Source organism: Chryseobacterium sp. UNC8MFCol (assembly GCF_000482305.1).
Taxonomy (GTDB): domain Bacteria; phylum Bacteroidota; class Bacteroidia; order Flavobacteriales; family Weeksellaceae; genus Chryseobacterium; species Chryseobacterium indologenes.
The window spans coordinates 183,998-204,262 of sequence record NZ_KI535290.1; the positions used below are offsets into that span (position 1 = coordinate 183,998).

Below are 20,265 nucleotides of genomic sequence, written 5' to 3' on the forward strand. Positions count from 1 at the left end.
CACGTAGCAATAGCAAATTTACAAGGATTAAAAAATATACTAGTTTATATTTTCAAAATAGTGAATCATGCCCACCTCTTCCTGGTGAACTTCACCTTCATGATCATCAATATCATGCTTTTTACTGTTCTCAAGAAAAGAATGGGTGTATAATGCATACGAAGGATGTTCCGCCACTTCGTTTTTCAGGAGCTGATGAGCTTCCACTATGGTTTTTCCATATAATTTTCTGAAGTTTCCGATGTTATACTGAGAAAATGTTCCGTAATGCACAATAAATTTCAGTGATAAATCAATGGTAGTACTCAGGCTTTTGCTTAATTCTTCAATTTTATTATTGAAAGCATTCCTCATTTTCCGAAGCATCACTGAAATATTATGATAAGATGGCTGTTTATCATAACGATAAAACAAAATAGCATCCCCTTCAATTTCCGAAATATCAAAATAGGTATCGTTCACATCAATCAATGTAGAGAGCAATTCTCTTACAATATACTCACCAGTATACAATTTTGTATTGAACACAAACTCTGTAAATCCGCTGAAATCCGGAATAAGAATGATGCCCTCCGGTATATTTGTCTTCATAATAGTATGGATTAAAAACCTGCTGTATCATTACAGACGAAGCAGGTTCAGTTTTACTTTATTGGCATCCTCCGCCAACAGAGCGATAGAGCGCAGTACATAGGTTACCGGTTTGTTGGGTATTTTAGTTTTAATCCATTCAACACCATTTATTCCCAGGTTGATATCTCCCGTAAAAACAACTGCATCAGAATGATCAAAGCATAATTCCGTTTGCCCAAACTCCCGGTGAAGATCACTGATGGTTTGTATTTTCATGATAAAAGTAGTGTAGAAGGGATAAAAATATAAAAAAAAGAACCGACACCTAAGCACCGATTCTTTCGTCATATAGTTTGTGTAATTTTAAGGCCGCTTATGATGAAACAGCCATTTTTGTTTGTTTCACTTTTAAGCTTGTTACGATAAAATAAATTAACATTCCCAGTGCTAAAAGAGCATAGCCAATCAAAATGATAAGATTAAGGCTGCCTACTGCAAATTCTGAAGGAAAGACCTGACTCATTAAAGTCATGAATGACAATCCAATTCCAGCGCCAAGGAAGTAACTTGTAGAACTCAAACTTGATGCCAATCCGTAATTGGAAGGTTCCACATCCTGAATTCCCATTACTGAAAGAGCTGTAAAGCAAAAGGTCATTCCGATCCCGGAGATACATGCCGCGCCCAGAAGCACTACAGCTAATGGATGTCCGGTGTACAACGATGTCAGCAACAATATTCCGCCCATCAGCATAAAGAGCCAACCTAAAACTCCCATTTGAGAAGAACTCAAGCGCTTTGATACATGCGGCAAAATGAATTTTGCAGTCAGAGCCGAAATCACACTGAAAGGTACAAGCATCAAACCTGCAGATGCAGCGCTATACCCCATATCTTTCTGAAGCATTAAAGAAATAAGGAATAAGAAACCTATAAAAAATGCTCCCAGCGTAAAGAAAGCGGCATTAGAAACTACCAGCGATCTGTGTTTAAACAATTTTAAATCAAATAAGGGTTCAGAAACAGACTTTAACCGACAGAAGACCATCGTTAAAAGCAATACTGCCGTAAACAGAGAACCTACTACCAGGAATGGCCGATCTTTAATGTGAAGCAATTCATGAGTTCCATAGGTCAGGCTTAAAAGCCCCAATACTAAGAGCATTCCGGAAATAATATCAGTTTTCTGCGCGTTTTCATTTTTCTCATCTGCCGGCAGATAATAGTAAGACAGCACTAATGTTATTAAAAGGATTGGAACATTGATTAAAAATACCCAATGCCAGCTCAGGTATGTACTGATGATTCCTCCTACTGAAAGCCCGCTTCCAGATCCGATGGCAGCAAAAGAGCTAAAAATTCCGATCGCCCGGTTTCTTTCCTGCTCTTCCATGAAGGTATTCGTAACGATAGATAAAGCTGCCGGCATCACAAACGCCGCACCCAATCCCTGCAAAGCACGGAATACAGCTAACATATCAAAACTTTGAGAAAGCCCGGCTCCCAGTGACGTCAGCATAAAAATAAGAGCACCTGTTAAAAAGATTTTCTTTCTTCCTATCTGATCCGAAAGCTTTCCGCCAATAATCAGAAAGCCACCGAAAAATAATACATAAAGGGTCTGCAGCCACTGAACTTTTTCTGCCCCAATATGAAACTGCTCCTGAATTGAAGGAATTGTTAAATTAATAATGGCAATATCCAAAGCCTCCACAAACGTTCCTACCGATGCTAAAATTAATATTACATTTTTCCTTGTACTCATATATTCAAATTTCCTGCAAAATTAAAATTAACAGGACGTATATAAAAATTTAATCATAAATTTGGAACAATATTATCATAATAAAACATTTAAAAGAACAAAAATACTGTTTCAATAAACAGCAACCTTAAAAAACAGAACAAATGGCAGCAGAACATTATACTCTGGATGAAAAAGACTTTTCTATCCTCAGACTTCTTCAAAAAGATGCTAAAATGAGTGTCCGGGATATTTCCGCAAGAATCAATCTGAGCCCCACTCCTACGCATGAACGTATCAAGCGAATGGAAAAATCCGGTGTGATCAAAGAATACACAGCAGTAGTGGACCGTAAAAAAGTAAATAAAGGAATGATGGTCATCTGTATGATTGCTTTGAATGTTCACAATAAAAAAACTGCAGGAAAATTCATTGAAGAAGTGAGTAGACTCAAAGAGGTGGTAGAGTTTTATAACATCAGCGGGGATTTTGATTTTATGCTAAAAATTCTCGCTCCCAATATGGATGAATTTCATGAATTTTTCATCGGCAAACTTTCAGAAATTGAAGGGATCGGTCAGACAAAAAGTATTTTTGTGATGAGCAGTATTAAAGAAAGTGCCCAGATCCTTTAAAAATGAGAAGTGAAGATTAAGAACAGTCGATATCAGTTCAAGGTCTTCGAACCTTGTTTTTTTAAACTTCAAAACACAATTCCGTTGGAGCATCATATACCACGCTCCTATGAAGGCTCTTGGAGTATTGTGCTTTTTTTACTAATTTAGGAGTATATATTTGTCAACCTATATCAGATGACAGATTTTATTAAATAACAAAGGAGATGATGACCTATAAATTTATTAATGCAGGCAGCTGTTACCAGCTGTCAATACTTTATTGCAGGCCCCCTTACATAAAAATCAAAAATTTATGCATCCATGTAGTTCATGAAAAACTACACCAACAGATCTCTGAAAACTAATTGATTTAGGGAAGGGAATCAAATTGAAATGATGTACATGATTATAAAATCAAAAAATCAATGAATGACATAAATGATACTTTCTTAAAAAAACGCAAAATACTAGTACTTCTTTTTATTGCAATTTCTTTGTGCAGTTGCAACAAAAAGGTTGACATCAATGAAATCAATACCGCCTTATCAAAGAAAAATGAAAAATTGAGGCTGGAGGGTAAAGATACTGAGCTTATAGCCCTGAATAATAAAATAATCAAACAGTCAAAAGAAAGCGGATACCAGAAAGGGATAGCCTGGGGATATATTAACCTTGCCAATATGTATGGCACTATGGGGAGATATAAGGTCAGCCATAATTATCTGAAATCCGCCATGGCTATTATCAAGAATCTCGACGACGATTTTCTGTATGCCAAATTATATCATGAGTACGGACAGCTCAATTATGTAACCGGATTAGCTCGTACTGCTCTAAGCTATAATGCTAAAGCAATTTATTATGAAAAAAAATTGCATAATAAAGGTTGGCTGCTGGGAAATATGTATATGCAAAGAGCGGAATTTATCGATCAAACCAACAAAGATTCTGTGCTGATCTATTTTCATAAAGGATTTGATGCAGATCCTTCAGCAATCAACTCTTCCCTTCTCGGTAATTATCATTTGTGGCAATCCAAAAATATGGATTCTGCAGTTCTCTATACCAACAATGCCCTTAAGCTTCTTAAAAAATCAGAGTATGGTACGGTAAGGCAAGGAATCGTCTATTCTTTTTATGCCACGTTACTTTTTGAAAAGAAAGACTATGAAATGGCGCTTGGATTTTATAAGAAGGCTGCAGACATTTTAGTAAAAACCAAAAGGGTCAATAAACTGCCTGGACTTTATCAACAGATTGCTTTAACCTATGGGAAACTCAACAATAAAGAACGAGAGTCCGAATATTTTGCCAAAGCCGAGCAATTACGTAAAACCCTGGAACAATCGGGCACCGAAGCTATAGATCTTTCACTGACGGAAGCCATTGAACAAAAAGACAATGAGGATCTCAGTATTATTTTTATTGGTATAGGAACAATTATCCTGATCATAAGTATATCTGTTTTTCTATATATTAAAAATAAAAAACATAAAAAAGTAAATATTTCCCTACTTCAAGAGAATAGTCTCGAATCACTCACAAAGGAAAAGATTTCGAAAGAAAATTTCACTGAATTGCTGGACCTTGCCAAAAGCAATGATGCCAAATTCATCAAAAGATTTGAAGAAGTAAATCCCGGATTATTCTTAAGTCTTTTAAAAATCAATTCACAACTTACCAAATCAGAATTATCGTTATGCGCTATGATCTGGCTGGGTTTTTCATCAAAAGATATTGCTGACTACACCTTCATCCAGCATCGATCGGTACAGACTAAAAAGGGAAGACTTCGCAAAAAGCTCCATATTTCATCAGAAACAGATCTTTACAGCTTCTTTACCTCTTTATAACAACTTATTTAAATTCAACTTTCATACATCCTGCCCGACAGCACGATTTTCAATATAGTAAGAAACCAGCAATGAGTAAAAGCTCGAAGTCTCGAAAAAGGTCTATTTTCACTCTCACACTATTGATGCAGGAATACATAGAAATACTCTTAAAATTTAGTTTCAATTAAGATTTACTCTTATTTTTTCTCATTATTCTATTCAACGCGAGAACCAATCTACAAAATAAACTCCTAATAATAAATCAATTAGCAGAAGTGATGTATGTGTAGAGTAGCTATGTCGTACGTAGTTTTTTGGAAAATTTTAGAATTATTGAATATGTTTGCCATGTAAAATATAAACCTATAAAAATAGTCATGAAGACAAACAGAAACTAAACCTAATTTCAATACATATAATCTCTCTCCTCTCAATTAACACTTTATAATCTAGTAAAAAGTAAGAACACAAATGATAAACACAAATGATGAAGCCAGAGAGGGGGAGATTTTTAAAACATGAACAAATAATATCATTAAAAACACAAACAAAAAAGAGAAGCCTAATTAACACAATGAGCTAAGATGATCAATATCTCTAAAACTTATTATGGCAAGCTTGACAGGTTAGTTTTATTTTCGTCATAAGAAGCTATAGAATATTAAAACACATGTTATTTGTTTACCATCGGGAGATTACATTTTTTCCACTCTCTGTAATCTCTCGTTTTTCTCACAAAGTAGAAAACAAGCGGCTTCACTCCCTGTCTCAGGCCAAAAACTTCTACCGGTCCAGAAATACTTCAGTCTGATGTAAGACTAAAAAAACAGCCATATATTTTCTATATAGCTGTTTGTAAAATATGTTGATTTCGCCTACCGTAAATGTAACAAAAATTATTTCCAGTAGTTCCAGACTGAGCCATCAAAGATCGCCAGAGTTTTACTTGTAGTATCATAGCATATCATCCCCGGATAAGGACTTTTCACATTAATATGAGGTGTTGCTATCTTAGGAAGAATCATTGCTTTATTTTGAGACTCTAAGACCAATACACCATCTGCAGTACTTGAAGAAGCCCCCATAACAACTCCCTTCCCTACTTCAGCAGTATTATTCGCTACAACGGCACTTGAGCTACCTGCATCTGACAAAGGCTTCCATGCATCATTTTCATACACCTTGACAATATTATCTGTAACATCAAAAACAAATGTTCCATTCACAAGTGATCCGGAAGGAAGTCCGGAAGTTGCAGGAAGAATGATCCCTTTTGTATTGCCTGTTACATTATCAAAATCCAATACAGTACTGTTTCCATCTACAGTTTGCTTACCTATCGCTACCTGCGCAAAGAAGGAGTTGAAGGCCATAAAGGCAACTGCAATACTTATATTTTTTATATTTTTCATAATTGTATTTCCATTAGATTAATCATTACAGCTTCTTTGAATACACTTCCATTCTGTACCGTTATAAAGCTTTACACACTTGTCCTGAATATCATAAAGAAGCATTCCTTCTTTCGGATCAGCAATAGCGTCTCCCGGTTGCGGTGTCTGATTCACATGCTGAACTCTCGTAATTACAAATCCTTTATCTTTTGCTTCCATAGCAACAAAACCGTTTGGAATATTTTCCGGCCATGCATTAGTTTTTTGCTGTACCGTGATTCCGAATTTGGTAAATCCGTCCGGTGTTCCTGAGGTAGGTAGTTTTGTACAATATCCATCAAAATCATCAATAATTACAGGTGCATTACCACAACTTGTTTTATCATCAGATAATCCCTGAGGCCATAGAGAAGGGCATGTCGTGTGGGTTGCATTAGGACCACAAAAACTCGATCCTCCGGTACCTAGACTTGTAACTGAACCCATCGCAATGGCGACAATCTGGCTGTCGTTACTGATGACAGATGTGGGTCCTCCCCCACTTACATCTGCTTTTGCTATACAGTAAGCCTTGCCGTTTGCAGGGCCAACATAGTTAACAGAAGGGTAAGTTGTCGATTGCTGACTAAAGGTTCCGCATATTTCTACTACACTTCCTGCATCCATTTCCATTACAGAGGTTGTTCCGGGAAATGCTCCCATAAAAGAAGGATCTCCTTGTGAAACAGATCCCGTAAGGGAAAGGTAAGATTTTTTTCCAAGTTTGACCTTCGAATTCACCTGGGATCCAAATGTTCCGATAATAATGGAACCGGTAGACCTTACACTTGCTCCGTCTTTAATATCCAACAATCCGTTCACCTGAATATCAACGGACTGCAACTGACCCGACTGGATAATAAGAGTTGCTCCGTTAGGAATACTGATACTTGTTCCTACTGTAAGATTTCCGTTAAGACAATAGGTATTGCCTACCAAAATCGGCTGTCCCGTATAAGCAATACACTGTGCATTTACAGCGCTGTAGAGGGCAGTCATTAATAAAAAAATGAATTTCTTATTAATATTAAAAAAATTTAAACTATTCATATGCGTTTATAATAAATTAACAAATTTTCCATGTTCTAATGTCAAAAAAATAACTTTTCAACATCACTGCCTGCCTTATAACAATTAACATACCAAACAAGCGTTTAATAAAAAATTAACAGTATAAATTTGTGTCAAAATTTATCTTTATTTAGTAACAACATCCAATAGCATTCATTTCAGATCAACACAAAACTAATAAACAATTCATTAGAACGAAACCAACGATTTATTTACAGTAATATGTTCTATTAAATATAAACTATTATTTTCATAAATATTATGTTATCATTAAAAAAAACAAATTTTCTTTTTAATATTTTTATAATAACAAGGTAAATTCCCTATTGTATTAAATTCATATCAAAAATTACCTATAAACTCCTTACTACAATTTGATTCTACATTCATTCTTTCTTTTTCATTACTTATTTGTTCAGAACTTCTTTTGTTTTAGTAATAATTCCCGTTTCATTTTTCCACTATGGAACACTTAAATAATTAAGTCCATATACTCTTGTTTCTCTGCTATCTAGAATGCTTACCGGTTTGCTTAAAAGTAAAAAGCTGGATTTTAGTATTGACAAGAATAGATCATGTATATGATTTGTATTTATAAAAATTAGTATTTAAATTGTAAATTTGCCGCATGAATAACGATACCATATGTGCTCTGGCTACAGCCAATGGAATAGGAGCTTTAGGCATTATCAGAGTTTCAGGAAATGAGGCTTTACCCATAGTTCAGAAAAGTTTTCCTGCTAAAAAGCTTGAAAAACAAAAATCTCACACCATTCATTACGGATTTTTTATGGATGGTGAGGAAGCTATTGATGAAGTAATGCTTTCAATATTTTTGGCACCGAAAAGTTTCACAACAGAAAATTCTGTAGAAATAGCTTTTCACGGATCACCACATATCGGAAAACGTATTCTTGAAACTCTTATTAAAAACGGGGCGAGAATGGCTAAAGCCGGAGAGTTTACGCTTCGTGCTTTTATCAATGGAAGAATTGACCTTTCGCAGGCCGAAGCGATTGCAGATGTAATCGCCTCTGAAAATGAAGCTTCGAGAAAAGTGGCCATCAACCAATTAAAGGGTGGAATTACCAACGAAATATCATTATTAAGAACGGACCTTCTAAATTTTGTTTCTCTTATTGAATTAGAGCTTGATTTCGCTGAAGAAGATGTAGAATTTGCAGACAGAACGGCATTAAGCGGTTTATTAGATAAGATTGATGTGAAATTAGTATCCCTTATTGAGAGTTTCCAATACGGAAATGCAATCAAAAACGGTACTGCTGTTGCGATCATCGGGAAACCTAATGCAGGTAAGTCTACCTTGCTTAATGCCTTATTGAAAGAAGAAAGAGCTATTGTAAGTAATATTGCCGGAACCACAAGAGATACTATTGAAGAGGTTCTTCACATTAAAGGTCATGCTTTCCGTTTGATTGATACTGCCGGCTTGCGTGAAACCGTGGATGAAATTGAAGCTATTGGAGTAAAAAAGGCAAAAGAAAAGGTTGAAAATGCCAATATTTTAGTGTATCTGGCAGATGCGGCTACTGAAGATTTCTCTGAGGATATAGACATGATCCAGTCTTTATTAAGAGAAGATCTGAAATTAATCATTTGTGCTACAAAGATAGACGAAGTTAGTCCTGCAAAATATGAAACAGTAGAAGATATTTTCAGAAATGCGATTTCTCACGAGTTTGATTTCATCAAAATCTCTGCTGTGGAAAATCAAAACATGCAGGATCTTAAAAATGAGCTATCTTCTTATGTTGAGCAATTAAAATCAGAGGAAAACAATGTGGTTATTACCAACCAACGTCACTTCGAAGCTTTACAAAAGTCTTTAGATGCTGTAAACAAGGTAAAAGAAGCTATATCTTTCCAGATTTCTACAGAATTGCTGGCGTATGAACTAAGAAATGCTCTGGAACATCTTGGAGAAATTTCTGGTGAAGTAACAAATGATGAAGTGTTGGGGAATATATTTTCTAAGTTTTGTATCGGGAAATAATTTAGCTTTTCTTTGATTTCTTTTTCTTTCTTTTATTTGATTATCAGATATTTATAAAAATTTTATTTTCTCTTTTTGGAGTTTATTTATATATTTGTACCACTTCTGTACTACTTAAGACTATAGAAAAAGTGAAAAGTAGTACAAAGTAGTACAAAACCAAATTTATGAAAATATCACTTAGCCAAAGAAAATTAAAGGACGGAAGAATAAGTCTTTCGATTGAGTTTTATCGTGGTTCCGAAATTACTGAAGACGGAAAACGAAAACATTTGAGAAGTTTCGAGAATTTAGATTCTTATTTAATTTCAGATCCAAAAACTGCAAAAGAAAAAAAAGAAAATAAAGAAGCTTTAGAATTTGCAGAAAACGTACTTGCAATTAGAAAAGCTGAATATGCGCAAGGGAGATTTGAATTAAAAAACACTGCAAAATCCAAAAGAGTATTTCTAAATTATTTTGCTGAACTGACAGAAGAAAAGCGAAAACAAGATACTTCTAACAATTACGGTAATTGGTTTTCTACGCTACAACATCTCAAAAAGATTGTTCCAAAAAATATGACTTTCGATGAAATTGATGAAAGCTTCGTCAAGAAAGTTCACCGATATTTCGAAAAAGATGCTCTCACAAAAAGTGAGCTGCCACTTTCTCAGAACTCAAAATATTCATATTTCAACAAGTTTAAAGCTGCTTTAAGGAGCGCTTTCGATAATGGCTATTTGACGATTAATTATGCGTCAAAAGTCAAATCCTTTGAACAAGCGGAAAGCCAAAGGGAGTATCTCATTTTTGATGAATTGCAACGTTTAGCAAAAGCGGAATGCAAATACCCGGTTTTGAAAAAAGCTTTTCTTTTTTCGTGTTTATCAGGTTTACGTTGGTCGGATATTAATACTTTGACCTGGAAAGAAGTTCGTGATGAAGGTGATGTTTCCAGAGTCAATTTCCGACAAGAAAAAACAGATGGTGTAGAATATCTTTATATTTCAAAACAAGCTAGAGAATTGTTGGGTGAAAGACAAGATCCCCAAGAAAGAGTTTTCAAAGGATTGAAATATGGGATGACCTACAATACTGAAATTATCCGTTGGTGTAATCGAGCTGCAGTTCCTAAGCATATTACTTTTCATTCAGCAAGACATACGAACGCCGTTCTGTTGTTAGAAAATGGTGCAGATATTTACACGGTTTCCAAAAGACTGGGACATCGTGAATTAAGAACAACACAGATTTATGCAAAAATAGTAGATAGCAAAATGAAAGAAGCTGCTGAGATTATTCCGGAATTAAATATCGAGTTGTGAAAATTCCGTTTTCTATTTTTAAACTCAATGAAAATCGCTTGCGAATTCAGTTGAATCCAGATTAATCTTTTTTAACCTTTTGACAGATAAAATCAATCCAGAGTATTCTTATTTAGCCCACAAGCTATTGGTAGTCTTTTATTTATGGTTTTTATTGTTGACTTTTGTTTCGTTAAATCAATTAAAAGAAACAGATGGAAAATAACGAGATTATCATTCACAAACTCAACCGAATTGAAAAACATATTTTCGGGCTCAAAGCAATTCTTAATGTAGAAGAGCTTTCAGATTACACAGGGTTCAAGAAATCCTATATCTACAAATTGGTTCATACCAACTCTATCCCATTTTCAAAACCTTCCGGAAAAATTCTATTCTTTGAACGAAAAAAAATTGACGAATGGCTGCTGAAAAACAGTCATAAATCAAATGATGAGATCCAACAAGAAGCGATAGAATTTTCTTTACGCAAAAAATAAAACCTAACTACGGCTATAGTTAGGTTTAAATATTTGTTTTACTGGAAGTTAAGAGCAAATATAAAAATTATTTGTGACTTCTTCCAAAATCAAAAAATGCTTATGGAAGAGAATAAAATTCTGTATCAAATCGAGACAGAAACCAAAACCATATTCGACAGAGCAATTAATTATTTGAATTCAAAATATTCAATTAGATTCAATACAATATCTCTTGAGCTTGAAATTAAACTTGTTTCGGATAAAAAATGGTCAGCACTCAATTTGAACTCATTATTTATAGAACTTGTCAGATCAGGAATTGATATTCCGATTAATAAATTGGAGATTCTGGTCAGAAGTCATTTGATTCAGCAGTACAATCCGATTCGGGAATATTTTGAAAATTTAGAAGATTGGGACAACGAGAATCATATCAGTAAGCTTTGCAGTTATGTAAAGACCACGGATGATAAATCCTTTCAAAAGTATTTCGAGAAGTGGATAACCAGGACTGTAATTTGTGCCTTGAAACCTGGCTACATCAACAAACAGTGTTTTGTGCTGTTCAATACTAAGCAGAATAGTGGAAAGACGAGTTTTCTGCGATTTCTCATTCCTGCAAGTCTTGAACAATATTATACAGAAGACATTGGTGTTGATAAAGACGGCTTGATTTCCTTATGCAAAAACCTTCTGGTCAATATTGATGAGCTTTCGATAATGTCAAAAACGGATGTCAATATTCTTAAGTCCTTCATTTCTAAAAATACCGTCAATGCACGTTTGCCTTACGATCGCAAATCCTCATTAATGTACAGGACAGTGTCGTTTTGTGGCTCAACCAACCGGTCGGATTTTTTAACCGATGAAACCGGAAGTGTGCGGTGGCAGATTTTTGAAGTTTTGGAGATTGATTTCAATTATTCTAAGGAAATCAATATTGAAAAAGTTTGGTCACAAGCATACTATAATGCTTTTGAAAGAAAAAATTACAATCCTGAACTCACGGCTGAAGACATCCAGGAAAATGAAAATCGGAATGAAAAATTCAAACAGGTATCCCTGGAACAGGAAATTATCCTTAGTCATTTCGAAAAATCCAAACTGCAAAGTGAATTTTTGACGCCTTCGGACATTATGCTTGCGACGAACAATGCGCTTGGTGTACGGCTGAACATTATAAAAATTGGTAAAGCCTTGACTGCAATGAACTACGAAAGAATAAAACATCCGAAAAGACAAGTCTATGGATATTTGATTCGAAGGAAAATTGAAGAATGAAATAATATAGAATTACTTACCACTTACCTGAAAATTCCGGAAACCATTATTGACACAAAGTTTATGTTAAGGTAACTGAATAAAAGTAAACTTACCTAATTACCTGAAATAAATGAAGGTAACCAGGTAATAAAAGGTATGATGTAAAATCCGTAGAAAACTTGATGAATAAAGACATAGGTAATAAGGTAGGCGAATTTAAAAAAACTTTATAAACAAAACACAAAAATAAAATTCTATGAACTGCAGACAATTCAACAGCATACCGTTGGAAGAAGTCCTGCTTTCTCTCGGACACCTTCCAACGAAACAAAATGAAAAAGAAGCTTGGTATCTCAACCCTTTTGCCAGCGAATCCCAAGCCTCTTTTAAACTCAATAAAAGACAAAATGTATGGTATCTTCATTCAGAAGGTATCGGTGGTAATAATACTGATTTTATGAAGAAATATCTGAATGCTTCCGTCAAAGAAATTCTGGAATGGGCAGAGAAACAGAATTTTTCTTCTTTTCATCAGCAAAATATTTCTAATCATAAAGTAGAAAATCTTGCGAAAACTTATGAAGTAATTGAAATCAAAAATGTTCAGCATCCGGCACTTCTGGAATATTTGAATGAAAGAAAAGTGCAAAGCCAAACCGAATTTTTAAAGGAAATCCATTATCGGATGAATGACAAAAACTATTTCGGAATTGGTTTCAAGAATGATTCCGGCGGTTACGAAATTCGCAATAAATATTCAAAAATCTGCTTAGGTAAAAAAGATGTCACAACCATTAAAAACTGTTCTGATTCACTTCGGATTTTCGAGGGCTTTTTCGATTTTCTTTCCTTTAAAACTATAGAAAATCAATTGGCAAAAGGACCGTCTGATTATCTCATTTTGAACTCTGTCTCTATGATCCAAAATGTTAAAAATTCACTTGGAAAATATGATAAAGTAGAGCTTTATTTTGATAATGATGAAGCAGGAAATCGCGCTGTAGAAATCATTCGAAATGAAACAAAAAAAATAGAAGATTGCCGGGTTCTCTATTCAGATTTCAAAGACTTGAATGAATATCTTAGTAAGAAAACAGAAGAAGTTCAAAAACAATATAAATCTGCATTTAAGAGATGAGAAATTCAAAAACTTTTGATGTGAACTTATTTGAGAAAATGTTTGATTTAAATTCAAAAAATAAAATCGGCGCAAATACTATAGCTGTTTTTACTTTTATCCTCTACAAATGTGAAGATCCACGAAAAGAAATTGTTTTATCAGACTATCAAATGGCAAGAGAGCTTGGTCTTTCCAGGCAAACGGTCATCACTGCAAAAAATAAGCTCAAACTTTTAGGACTTTTAGATTACAATAGAAATCCGGGTTTTCCAAATCGTTTTATTTTAAATGGAAACCCAATGCTAAAAGTAACACCAAAAACCTGTGAAATGATAGATAAACCGATTGATGAACTAAAAACCATTGTGGAATCGGAAATTAATACCAATAGTTCATTTTCAAAATATCCGAACTTAAAACAGTTTATGGATTTTGCGAAAACTTTAAAAGACTATTCAGAAAAGCTGGATGCTTTATTGATTCAAAAATTTCAAAAATGGGAGCAAGCAGATTGGAAAAATTCAATTGGAAGACCTATTTTGAATTGGCAAGCTACTCTTGAAAAAAATATGAATACGCTTGATGTTTCACACTTTAATGGTAATTCTTCGTTATCTAATCTTCCAAAAATTAAAAGACCGAAACTAGATTAAAATCAACTACTCCGACTAGTCTAAATTAAGGTAGACTAAATAAAATTTCTGACTTATGAAAACTCTATAGCAAGATGTGTCTTTGTATATACAAAATTTTCATTTTGTACCTCCAAAGACTCTCTTGCCTTTTCTGCGAAAAGGGTGAAAAAACTTCGGAACTCGTTTTTTATTTTGGAAATCGATTCTTGTTGAGGATAAACAATAAGTAAATTTTACGCATATGTATAGAAGGTCCTGCTTATGAAAAGAAAACAAAATTTTGGTTATTAAATTGAAATATTTTTAGGTACTAACAATCGAATAATCAAAATAAATTTTATATTCGTGAGAAAAATAGCTTAACGAAAGTTATATCATCTGGATTGACAAAATTTAACTTAAACGCAAGTTTGAAGATATTTATAAAAAACTAATCATTATAATGAACAACCTTTTTATCATCATTAAGGACCCATTCAAAGTTATTGGGGAGGACAAGAGTGATTTTTTAATATGGTTCATCTTTACAATTTTAACGGGACAGTTTGGTATTTTAGCGAACTTTATTGTTAGATATTATACAAATGGAACTAACTTGAGAGATTCGATCTACATTGAATCGACTAACGGTAGTTTTTATACTTTTTCAATTGCTTTAATAGCTTCTATACTGGGACCAATTTTTTTGAATTTTATTAAGAATCATAGAATTGAATTTAGAACGCTTAAGACTTTTACAATAATAATAGCAATATTCTACCTATTTTTAACAGGGATAATATATGCTTCTATTCAGTCAAAAAATAATTCTATTTTATCGCTTAAGAACTCTAGTGTAGACTTCACTCAAGCTATTATTTACGTTTTTGCTATCGTTTTTGCTTCATACGGTTATTGTATTCTAAGATTAGAACAAAGTAATATAGATTTCAATAACCTTAATGACCCACTTTTTAATGAACAAAATGATGAAAATGTCGAAGAAATATTGGACGCAGAACCTTTGTTAAAAAACGACCCTAACGGTATTCAATTATGAAACAAATTAAATATCTTAAAATAGAACAGCCGATTGGGACTTTCTACTTGACATCAATGGATGCCTCTACATTAGCAAAAGTAGCTATAATTGAGAGAAGAAACGAAAATCCAGACGCAGTTCAAAGAGAACAATCTATATCTAGAATTAAAGAGATTGCAAAATATTGTGGCGAATCAGATGCAACTTTTCCAACACCAATTATTATTGCTGTCAAAGAAGATTCTGATGTACGAATTGATGAAAATTACATTTTTTTTAATGAGTACGAAGTTTTAGGAGAAGTTATAGACGGTCAACATAGATTAGAAGGACTGAAGTCGTCTAACTATTTGGTAAGATTTCAAATGCCTGTTGTGCTGATGTTTAATTTATATCCTTCTCAAAAAGCCTATGTTTTTTCAGTAATAAACAGCAAACAGACACGAGTTAATATGTCGTTGATTTACGACTTGTTTGCACTGTCCGATAAACGAAGTCCTTATAAAACTTGCCACGAAACAGCAAGAGCACTTAATATAGACAAAGAATCTCCTTTTTATAATCGTTTAAAAATGCTCGGGAAGAAAGAAGAAAATCAGGACTTAGCATCTTTATCACAAGGAACTTTCATCAAGTATTTATTGGAATTAATTAGTAAAGATCCAGATGATGACACAAGGAAGATTAAAAACGGAGAACAACTTGAAAATAATGACAAGCTACCTTTCAGACAGTATTTTATAGAAAATCACGACCCTGTAATTTTTAAGATATTACTTAATTTATTTAATGGAGTTAAAGACGCATTTGAAGAAGAATGGAACACGCCTAATCAATATATAATTTCAAAACCCATTGGCTTTGGCTCAATTATTAAAGCATATCCAACTATTCATAAAATTGGTGTGGAAAATAATAAATTAACACGTGACTTTTTCAAAGACATTTTCATCGACTTTAGAAAAAATATAAGTGAAAAAGGAATTAGTCTTACATCAGAATATTTTGGTTCAAACGAACAAGCTAGAACAAAATTAGCTAATTTAATAGTCGACTCGATAAAAATAAAACCAGGATCCAACAATGATTTGGCTTAATGCGACATATAGTTCATTTTATAATAGTTTTGTAATATTTGAAAGTGCTGTTAAGAAATTGCTTTTTATGATGAAATCTGCTACTATGAAATATAGAAGTGTTTACAAAAGGATCTAAAAAGTCTAAAATAGTAGAATAATTTGATTTTAACTGCTTATTTTTTGCTAATAAAAGAGCCCACGCCGTTGTATATACAGTATGTATTTAGTGAGTGTTCAAGACCTCACCCTACGGGTTTACAAGCACCCTCATTATTTTTAAGCTATCCAATAATCAATTCAATACCTGCTTTTTCTGCTTTATATTTTATCTTGGACTGCAATTCATAATAACTCCAGTTGCGAAGCACGAATTCCTGTTCTTTTGCAATACCGATTTTATCTTCTTGATTTTTAAGAATAAGTGTGCCCGCCTGCTGCTGGATGCAAAAATCGATAAGCTTCCGGCTGTACAAATGGAGCCGATGACTTACGTAACGGCTTTCCAAATTTTCCGTTTTATAAAGTGCTTTTTGTTTCCGCTTGGCTCCATTTCCTGAACGGCAATAGGCAATACCGTCTTGAATCCTTTTTTGACTTGCCTGAATCGCCAACCTGCGATACAAAAACTCTTCTTTTGATCCAATATTGATCCTTATATTGTTGGCTTTTACTACTATCGGATGTTCCAGAGACAGGGAAGCTTCCGCAATGATGTCCGGTTTTAAGTGATGCTCTTCTTTTTCAAATTCAAAAACGGCAAGCCAAAAGATTTTTCTGTCTTTCAGTTGGATCTGTGAGGTGCAAAGTTTTATCTCTCCTCTCAACAGGCGTTCCATTACCAGTCGCTTATCAGTGTAGTCTTTTCCTAAATATGTTTTGACAGGTATCGCAAACATATTGAAGCAAAACGCTTTCTTATCAGGATCATATTTCATTTTTCTGATGCATTTAACCGGAAGCGGTATCGGAATGTCTTTTTTAAAATTTCGCAGTGATTTTGTTCCCTGCCAATAATCGGCTTTGTTTTTAGAGAAGGTTGATTGAATTGTATTGTTCAGGCTTCCCAAAATGTCGGTCGGAATCTCCCCTTTGAAACGGTCAAAGACCATTCGTGCGGTGGTTCCTGTTTTTGAACGAGTAAATATTCCCATTGGATCTTTGTCTGCATCGGCCAGCTTGTATTGAATTTCTTCTGTGAAATAAAAGAAATCCTTAATCATTTCCTGAACATATAGATGGGAAACGACGAAATTAGCCGCTCGGAAACACCGGTTTTGATATCGATATAATTTTTCCCACATTTCATTTTTTTGATCAGGCGGAACATCAATCAGCAACTGAATTTTTCGGGTAAGTGTTATTGTGGATTTTTCCATATCAAGTAGTTATTTCAGAGTTGTTTCGCTTCTGTAAATATTGATAGGCATAGAGAAACTCTTGATGAACTTGTTTTTCAGAAAGTTTGAGTTCTCGTGCAATGACCGCAAATGAAGATTTCTCTTTACATCTTCTGCTCATAATTTCAATTTGTTGACTGCTGAGTTCATCTTGTTGAACCTTATTTTTCTGAGATTCAATCGCTAGCTTTCCATTAGAATTTGTCTTTAAGATTTTCTTTAGATCGTTTATTGCCCCAGCTACTTCATTGCTTATATCTTTAACACTAGTACCCATTGCTTCTGCAATAGGTTTGTATCGGAAGCCGTATTGAAGGCATAGCTCAATCAGATGCTTTCTTTTCGGATTTATTACCTTTAAGACCTTATTGACTTCATCAAAATTTTTTTGATCGGACTCCTGCTGAATAAGATTTTCTTTGTCTTGCAGAGGATCATATCCGACAAGATAATCCTGATAATTCTCAAAACTTTCAAGGGAAGCTGTTAAGCGAGCGAATTTATTTTTCGGAGCGGTAAAATAAGATATACAGTCTCTTTTTAAAACAAACCGCAAAAAGCCAAGAATATGATTTGGCGTTTCTATGGAATCACGGTGTAACCATAATTTAAGAAATGTATCTTGCACAAGTGTTTCCACAACAAAATCATCGTCAAGCATTTGTTTTCCGATCCAGAAAAGAAGTCTTTTGTACCGTAGATGAATATGTTCTAATGAGGCAGGATTCCCTTTTTTCAGCAGTTCATATAATTGATGATCAGTCAGCTTTCGGGGCTGAGAGTTTGTTCTTTCCATAAGCGGTATTTTTTCAGCTTAATGATTGCTAAAAGAATTGCTTAGATATCCAAATGAATTATCTATACCACTTTATCGACTATCTCACTACATCTTGCCTCCAAATAAATGGCGTGAAACTCAACATATCCGAACTGGGGCACTGGTATACCTTATATGCAGATAAGTGAGCTCACGCCTAGGTCGTGAGCTACTTTACTTATCCTCTCGCATATTAAAAATTACCAGTTTTCAGTTCGAGATTCTAAGCAATAGCTTCTATATTTCTTTGAAGTATCGCAAAGTTACATTTTCAATAACTTATTTTACAAATATAAAGATATTTTATAAAATATGTACTATAGTACATAATATTTTTTGATGTTTTTCATTCACTTTGGTTTATGAATGAATCATTAGATGAAATAGAAAGATATGTTATAAAACGTGTTAAAGAAATACGAGAAGCAAAGAGCATTACCCAAGAGGAGCTCTCTCTTTCCATTGGGAAGAATATTGGATTTATTTCACAGATAGAAGCTCCATCTAAAAAAGCAAAATATAATTTAATACACCTAAATTTAATTGCAATAGCACTAGGGTGCTCAATTAAAGATTTTCTTCCTGATGAACCGATCCGAGATAATAAATACGATATTAAAGAAATTAAAAGTAAAAAATCCTGACGACAGTTGGGATTTTTGTTTTTGAGAGGATAAGATAAAGTCCGTGAAAATTAAGTGAAAATACTGAGTTCTCATTTTGAAGTTATTTTTATTTTTACAATTTGAGAAAATCCGTAAATGTATGATATGGCAATTTAAGTTTGTATATAAAATTGTGAAAGAAGTAAAATTTGAAAATAACTGATTTTTTAATCAATGTATAGATTTTAGTTCTATTCTCATGTGTTATACAAATTAAAAAAAATAGAAAAATAACAATAAATAAAAAATCTTGAGAAATTTTTCTTTTAATAAAATATTTGTGATCGAATCTTTAGATGATAAAAAAAAGACAGGTTATGAATTATACTATGATATTCTTAGATGGAAACAAAAGCAAAGTGATGATAAATTTCAATGTGAATTTGTAGAACTCAAAACACGGATAGATTTTTTTTCTTTCTTTGAAAATCTAGAAAAACAGATTAGTTATGGGTTGAAGCCAATTTTTCACTTTGAAATTCATGGACTTGAGGATAAATCAGGCCTATCTTTACAAAATAATGAGAAAATTTTTTACAATGAACTGGCAAATTTGCTTTCGCGAATAAATATACTAATTGGTAATAATCTATTCTTAACACTTGCGGTTTGTCACGGAGCATATCTTTTAGGAAGTGTAAAAATAGATCAACCTGCACCTTTTTTAGCTTTTATAGGCTCTTTTGAAGTAATTCAAAATAATGACACACTTTTAAGATATTCAGAATTTTATGATGAATTTTTAACAAGTTTTAACTTGGAAAAGTCAATTGCAAGATTTTTAAATGTTAATGCTTTGACTCCAAATACATTTACAATTATTGAAACAGAAGAAACTTTTAAAAAAGTTTATAAAAATTATCTAAAAGAAAGTACCTCAGGTAGCGGGCTTAAAAATCGATTGAAAGAAGCGTCGAGAACACAATTTTTTCAAACTTTACATCAAAAGAAAGATTTTGAAAAAAAATTTAAAAATGAAGTTGAAAGAACAAAGCAGAAATTCTTTATTAAACATAGAGATATTTTTTTTATGATCAGCAATTTCCCTGCAAATGAATATCGCTTTAAATTACCTAAAAAGTATTATGAAATATAAACAATAAATTTTAAGTGTTGGCGAGCTTAAACACAATACTCCCGTCTGTTTCTATTTGCATGAGCATATTGTCAATCTCGAGAAAAAGATTATATAAATAACAAGTTTTATTTTCTC

General features: G+C 33.4%; 19 protein-coding genes. 12 read left to right on the top strand and 7 right to left on the bottom strand.

Annotation, left to right across the window (positions count from 1 at the left end; all coding sequences use genetic code 11):
* Window positions 1-39 precede the first annotated feature (39 nt).
* The 3 genes from M030_RS0115160 to M030_RS0115170 all read right to left on the bottom strand — a co-directional run bounded on the left by M030_RS0115160 (window position 40) and on the right by M030_RS0115170 (window position 2,338).
* Window positions 40-591 carry a DUF2652 domain-containing protein gene (locus tag M030_RS0115160; RefSeq protein ID WP_027374273.1) on the bottom strand — a complete coding sequence of 184 codons (552 nt, stop codon included), beginning with the start codon at window positions 589-591 and terminating at the stop codon, window positions 40-42.
* A gap of 30 nt (window positions 592-621) precedes the next feature.
* On the bottom strand, window positions 622-849 hold the full coding sequence (locus M030_RS24285; protein WP_034722732.1) for a hypothetical protein: 228 nt from the start codon (window positions 847-849) through the stop codon (window positions 622-624).
* Window positions 850-946: 97 nt separating this feature from the next.
* On the bottom strand, window positions 947-2,338 hold the full coding sequence (locus tag M030_RS0115170; protein ID WP_027374274.1) for an MFS transporter: 1,392 nt from the start codon (window positions 2,336-2,338) through the stop codon (window positions 947-949).
* A gap of 143 nt (window positions 2,339-2,481) precedes the next feature.
* Here M030_RS0115170 and M030_RS0115175 point away from each other — a divergent pair, with 143 nt between their 5' ends.
* Together M030_RS0115175 and M030_RS25005 are read left to right on the top strand one after the other, a co-directional pair.
* A complete protein-coding gene (locus M030_RS0115175) occupies window positions 2,482-2,952 on the top strand; it encodes an Lrp/AsnC family transcriptional regulator (protein ID WP_027374275.1) in 471 nt (156 codons plus the stop codon).
* A 407-nt stretch (window positions 2,953-3,359) separates the two neighbouring features.
* Window positions 3,360-4,787: a LuxR C-terminal-related transcriptional regulator gene (locus tag M030_RS25005; RefSeq protein ID WP_051585103.1), complete on the top strand. Its 1,428-nt coding sequence runs from the start codon at window positions 3,360-3,362 to the stop codon at window positions 4,785-4,787.
* A gap of 878 nt (window positions 4,788-5,665) precedes the next feature.
* Here the strand turns inward: M030_RS25005 and M030_RS0115185 are convergent.
* Together M030_RS0115185 and M030_RS0115190 are read right to left on the bottom strand one after the other, a co-directional pair.
* The gene (locus M030_RS0115185; RefSeq protein WP_027374277.1) at window positions 5,666-6,181 is read right to left on the bottom strand and encodes a hypothetical protein; all 516 of its coding nucleotides are present in this window, start codon (window positions 6,179-6,181) and stop codon (window positions 5,666-5,668) included.
* 18 nt (window positions 6,182-6,199) lie between these two features.
* Window positions 6,200-7,201 carry a hypothetical protein gene (locus M030_RS0115190; RefSeq protein ID WP_155860263.1) on the bottom strand — a complete coding sequence of 334 codons (1,002 nt, stop codon included), beginning with the start codon at window positions 7,199-7,201 and terminating at the stop codon, window positions 6,200-6,202.
* 700 nt (window positions 7,202-7,901) lie between these two features.
* Here M030_RS0115190 and mnmE point away from each other — a divergent pair.
* From mnmE to M030_RS0115230, 8 genes are all read left to right on the top strand, one after another.
* Complete coding sequence (mnmE, locus tag M030_RS0115195) at window positions 7,902-9,287, top strand: tRNA uridine-5-carboxymethylaminomethyl(34) synthesis GTPase MnmE (RefSeq protein ID WP_027374279.1); 1,386 nt, start codon at window positions 7,902-7,904, stop codon at window positions 9,285-9,287.
* A gap of 167 nt (window positions 9,288-9,454) precedes the next feature.
* Window positions 9,455-10,594 (top strand): site-specific integrase, encoded by a 1,140-nt coding sequence (locus M030_RS0115200; RefSeq protein WP_027374280.1) that lies wholly within the window; start codon window positions 9,455-9,457, stop codon window positions 10,592-10,594.
* A gap of 194 nt (window positions 10,595-10,788) precedes the next feature.
* Entirely contained in the window at window positions 10,789-11,073 is a 285-nt protein-coding gene (locus tag M030_RS0115205; protein ID WP_027374281.1) for a helix-turn-helix transcriptional regulator, read from the top strand.
* 102 nt (window positions 11,074-11,175) lie between these two features.
* Window positions 11,176-12,336, top strand: coding sequence for a VapE domain-containing protein (locus M030_RS0115210; protein ID WP_027374282.1), 1,161 nt, complete (start codon window positions 11,176-11,178; stop codon window positions 12,334-12,336).
* A 238-nt stretch (window positions 12,337-12,574) separates the two neighbouring features.
* Window positions 12,575-13,456 carry a toprim domain-containing protein gene (locus M030_RS24290; protein WP_051585104.1) on the top strand — a complete coding sequence of 294 codons (882 nt, stop codon included), beginning with the start codon at window positions 12,575-12,577 and terminating at the stop codon, window positions 13,454-13,456.
* Window positions 13,453-14,091, top strand: a complete 639-nt coding sequence (locus M030_RS0115220; RefSeq protein ID WP_027374283.1) for a hypothetical protein — start codon at window positions 13,453-13,455, stop codon at window positions 14,089-14,091. The genes M030_RS24290 and M030_RS0115220 overlap by 4 nt, the downstream gene beginning before the upstream one ends.
* A gap of 424 nt (window positions 14,092-14,515) precedes the next feature.
* On the top strand, window positions 14,516-15,112 hold the full coding sequence (locus M030_RS0115225; RefSeq protein WP_027374284.1) for a hypothetical protein: 597 nt from the start codon (window positions 14,516-14,518) through the stop codon (window positions 15,110-15,112).
* Window positions 15,109-16,191 (top strand): DGQHR domain-containing protein, encoded by a 1,083-nt coding sequence (locus M030_RS0115230; RefSeq protein ID WP_027374285.1) that lies wholly within the window; start codon window positions 15,109-15,111, stop codon window positions 16,189-16,191. The genes M030_RS0115225 and M030_RS0115230 overlap by 4 nt, the downstream gene beginning before the upstream one ends.
* 263 nt (window positions 16,192-16,454) lie before the next feature.
* Here the strand turns inward: M030_RS0115230 and M030_RS0115235 are convergent, their stop codons facing one another.
* Complete coding sequence (locus tag M030_RS0115235) at window positions 16,455-17,549, bottom strand: hypothetical protein (RefSeq protein WP_027374286.1); 1,095 nt, start codon at window positions 17,547-17,549, stop codon at window positions 16,455-16,457.
* 1 nt (window position 17,550) lies between these two features.
* Window positions 17,551-18,366 carry an RNA polymerase sigma factor gene (locus M030_RS0115240; RefSeq protein WP_051585105.1) on the bottom strand — a complete coding sequence of 272 codons (816 nt, stop codon included), beginning with the start codon at window positions 18,364-18,366 and terminating at the stop codon, window positions 17,551-17,553.
* Between the two features lie 383 nt (window positions 18,367-18,749).
* On the opposite strand from M030_RS0115240, the gene M030_RS0115245 reads away from it, so the two are divergent.
* Both M030_RS0115245 and M030_RS0115250 read left to right on the top strand, forming a co-directional pair.
* On the top strand, window positions 18,750-19,031 hold the full coding sequence (locus M030_RS0115245; RefSeq protein ID WP_027374288.1) for a helix-turn-helix domain-containing protein: 282 nt from the start codon (window positions 18,750-18,752) through the stop codon (window positions 19,029-19,031).
* Between the two features lie 271 nt (window positions 19,032-19,302).
* Window positions 19,303-20,148, top strand: a complete 846-nt coding sequence (locus M030_RS0115250; protein ID WP_155860264.1) for a hypothetical protein — start codon at window positions 19,303-19,305, stop codon at window positions 20,146-20,148.
* The last annotated feature ends 117 nt before the right edge of the window (window positions 20,149-20,265 follow it).